This window comes from Streptomyces sp. NPDC000878, from assembly GCF_053599695.1.
Map to the genome: position 1 here is coordinate 1 of NZ_JBSFMT010000175.1, position 3350 is coordinate 3350.

Here is a 3350-nt window from a genome sequence, read left to right on the forward strand (position 1 = left end):
ACCTTTTTCCGCCGGTGCCCCCCCCCCCCCGCGCGCCGGGGGGGGGGGGGGGGGGGGGGGGGCCCCCCCCCCCAGGGATGGGACGGGTAAGGGCGGCGGGGGCGAGGAAACCCGACCTAAGCCAACAACCCCCGCAACGGAAAAACCGCCCTACGCGCCGCGATGACCGCCTGGTCAAGACGGTCGGCGGGGTCATACCCCGACTCCCACTCCGCGTAGGCCACCGGCCACCGCCCATCAGTCATCCGCGCCGGCGCCAACTGCCGCGTACGCGCGAACACCTCCCGCCGCCACCCCTCCGGAATCACAGCCGCAGGCTCAACCGCCCGCCCCGCCGCAATCGCAACAAGATGCGTCCAGGACCGCGGCACAACCTCAACCACCGCGTATCCCCCGCCCCCCAGGGCAACCCATTTCCCGTCCGCGTACTCATGCGCAAGCTCATGACAGGCAACCTGCACCGCCCGCTGCGCATCCAACGACACGGCAAGATGAGCGAGCGGATCCTCAAAATGCGTATCGGCGCCATGCTGAGTAACCAGCACCTGCGGCCGAAAATCCGCGATCAGCTCAGGCACGACCGCATGAAAGGCCCGCAACCACCCGGCATCCCCGGTCCCGGCCGGCAACGCGACATTGACAGCGCTCCCCTCAGCAGGACCGTCCGCCCCCGTCTCCTCAGGCCACCCGGTCTGTGGAAACAACGTACGCGGATGCTCATGCAGCGAGATCGTCAGAACCCGAGGGTCCTCCCAGAACGCGGCCTGAACCCCGTCCCCGTGATGCACATCCACATCCACGTAGGCGACCCGCTCGGCACCCAGCTCCAGCAGCCGAGCAATGGCCAAGGAGGCGTCGTTGTAAATACAGAACCCGGACGCACCCCCCGGCATCGCATGATGCAGCCCACCCGCGAAGTTGACGGCATGCAGAGCCACGCCACCCCACACCGCCTCAGCAGCCCCCACCGACTGCCCCGCAATCAGCGCGGACACCTCATGCATCCCGGCAAAAGCAGGATCATCAACAGTCCCGAGCCCGTACGCCGGATCAGCCGCCCCCGGATCGGCGGAAGCGACCTTCACCGCCTCGATGTAGTCCTCACGATGCACAAGCCGCAAGGTCGACTCCCCAGCCGGCTTCGCCGAGACGACATCCACATCCTGGTCGAGCCCAAAGGCATCGACAAGTCGCCGGGTCAGGGCGAGCCGGACCGGATCCATCGGATGGTCCGGCCCGAAGTCATACCCCGTTACTGCCTCGTCCCACATCAGCTGTGCGCGCCCGCTCATGCCCGTCACCGTATCGGGCCACCCCAGGATCGAACGACCCCGCATACCTCAACGTCACCAGGACCAACACCATCGGAACGAGCATCGCCCCGCGATAGCTCCACAGATCACCCAGAGCCCCCACCAGAGGCGAACCGATCAAGAACCCCACGTAGTTGAAGATGTTGAGCCGAGCGACGGCCGCATCGGAAGCCCCCGGGAACAACCGCCCGGCGGCGGCGAAGGTCTGCGGCACGATCACACACAGCCCGAGCCCCAGCAACGTGAACCCGAGCATCCCGACCCAGGCCCCCGGCGCCCCAGCCACCACAGCAAACCCGAGCGCCGCCACCAACGCCCCCGCCCGTACGACGGCCACGGCCCCGAACCTCCGCACCCCAATGTCCCCGATGGCCCGCCCGACAAGGGTCGTCACCATGTACACGTTGTACGGCACGGTAGCGAGCTGCTCGGAACTCCCAAGCACGTCCTGCAGATACTTCGCACTCCAGTTGGAGACGGTCGAGTCCCCGATATAGGCGAAGGTCATCACCAGACACAGCGGCAACAACATCTTGAAAACAAGACCCCCGCCACCCCCGGCCCCCTCACCGACCTGATCCTTGGGAATCTCCCCGTCACCGGCATCGACGTACCACCGACTCCCGACCAGCACGGCCGGCAACAGCACAACCACCACAGGCAGGTAGGACACGAAGAGATCGAGATGCCAGTGCGCACCGACCCAGGCCAGCGAGGCGCCCAAGATCCCACCCAGGCTGTACACCGCATGAAACCCGAGCATGATGCTGCGCCCGTACGCCCGCTGCAGACTCACCCCGAGCATGTTCATCGACGCGTCGAGCGCACCGACCGCCAGCCCGAACGCCCCCAGCGCCACAGCGACTTCGGCCACATGATCACCGGCACCGACACCGAGCAGCGCCAGCAGTACGACGGGCTGCGACCACCTCAGTACGAGGCTGGGCGGTACCCGCTTGACCAAGTGCTCGGTGCAGACACTGCCGACTCCGGCCAGCACCGGCACGGCGGCCAGGAAGGCGGGCAGCAGCGCGTCGGATATCCCGTACCGGTCCTGGATCGCCGGGATACGCGTCACGAGCAGCGCAAAGGCGACGCCCTGGGCGAAGAAACTGAACGCCAGCGAGGCTCTACCGCGCCGCAGCACATCTGTCATGGCGGCGAGCGTAGGGCCCAGAGCTTACCCGTGGGTAGATGAATCAGAAGATGAATTTCGCTCATCTTCGACGCGACCCACCAGCAGCTCAGCCAACTCCCCCATGCTGCCGAAGAGTCGAGTGGCCCCGACCAGCCGCTCGGCAGGGGTCATCGCGGTGAACCCGAGCACATCCATCCCGGCGGCAACAGCGGCCCGCACCCCCAGTGGACTGTCCTCCACCACCACACACCGCTCAGGAGCCACCCCCATACGCTCCGCCGCGTGGAGGAACAGATCGGGCGCCGGCTTCCCCCGCCCCACATCCTGCGCACTGAAGACCCGCCCACCCTCGAACCACCGCTCAAGTCCGGTGCTCCGATGCCCGACCCGAATCCGCTCATGACTCCCGGAGGAAGCCACGCAGTACGCCACCCCGTCGGCCCTCAACTTCTCCAGTACCTCGACCACGCCGTCCACCGGCTCCAACTCCCGCTCGAAGGCGGCGAACACCCGAGCATGAAAGACCTCGTCGAAGTCGTCCGGCAACCGCCGCCCACTCCGCTCCTCGACCAGATCGTGTACGCGGTGCATGGCGGAGCCCATGTAGTCGCGGATGGAGTCCTCGTACGAGGTCGGATGTCCCAGCTCGGTGAGATAGGCGGCCAGAAGTGTGTTGGAGATCGACTCACTGTCGACGAGCACACCGTCGTTGTCGAAGATGACGAGGTCATAGCGCATAACAAGGACCATAGATAACTCCTGAAACGCAGAAAACCCCCGCACTCGAAAGTGCGGGGGTTTTCCCAATATTTGTTCGGCGGTGTCCTACTCTCCCACAGGGTCCCCCCTGCAGTACCATCGGCGCTGTAAGGCTTAGCTTCCGGGTTCGGAATGTAACC

The 3350-nt window shown here is 66.1% G+C and carries 3 protein-coding genes and 1 rRNA gene; all 4 read right to left on the reverse strand.

Translation table 11 applies throughout. The features are described from left to right. Positions 1 to 116: 116 nt before the first annotated feature. Positions 117 to 1292, reverse strand: a complete 1176-nt coding sequence (locus tag ACWDR4_RS49925; protein WP_450418825.1) for an acetoin utilization protein AcuC — start codon at positions 1290 to 1292, stop codon at positions 117 to 119. Beyond that, complete coding sequence (locus ACWDR4_RS49930) at positions 1243 to 2469, reverse strand: MFS transporter (protein ID WP_450418827.1); 1227 nt, start codon at positions 2467 to 2469, stop codon at positions 1243 to 1245. The genes ACWDR4_RS49925 and ACWDR4_RS49930 overlap by 50 nt, the downstream gene beginning before the upstream one ends. Positions 2470 to 2493: 24 nt before the next feature. Then, the gene (locus ACWDR4_RS49935; protein ID WP_450418828.1) at positions 2494 to 3189 is read right to left on the reverse strand and encodes an HAD family hydrolase; all 696 of its coding nucleotides are present in this window, start codon (positions 3187 to 3189) and stop codon (positions 2494 to 2496) included. 74 nt (positions 3190 to 3263) lie between these two features. Then, a 5S ribosomal RNA gene (rrf, locus tag ACWDR4_RS49940) occupies positions 3264 to 3350 on the reverse strand; the annotation flags it as partial.

Excerpts from the sequence above, each read along its gene's own strand:
- ACWDR4_RS49925 (WP_450418825.1), bottom strand. The coding sequence starts at position 1,292 with ATGAGCGGGCGCGCACAGCTGATGTGGGACGAGGCAGTAACGGGGTAT.
- ACWDR4_RS49930 (WP_450418827.1), bottom strand. The coding sequence starts at position 2,469 with ATGACAGATGTGCTGCGGCGCGGTAGAGCCTCGCTGGCGTTCAGTTTC.
- ACWDR4_RS49935 (WP_450418828.1), bottom strand. The coding sequence starts at position 3,189 with ATGCGCTATGACCTCGTCATCTTCGACAACGACGGTGTGCTCGTCGAC.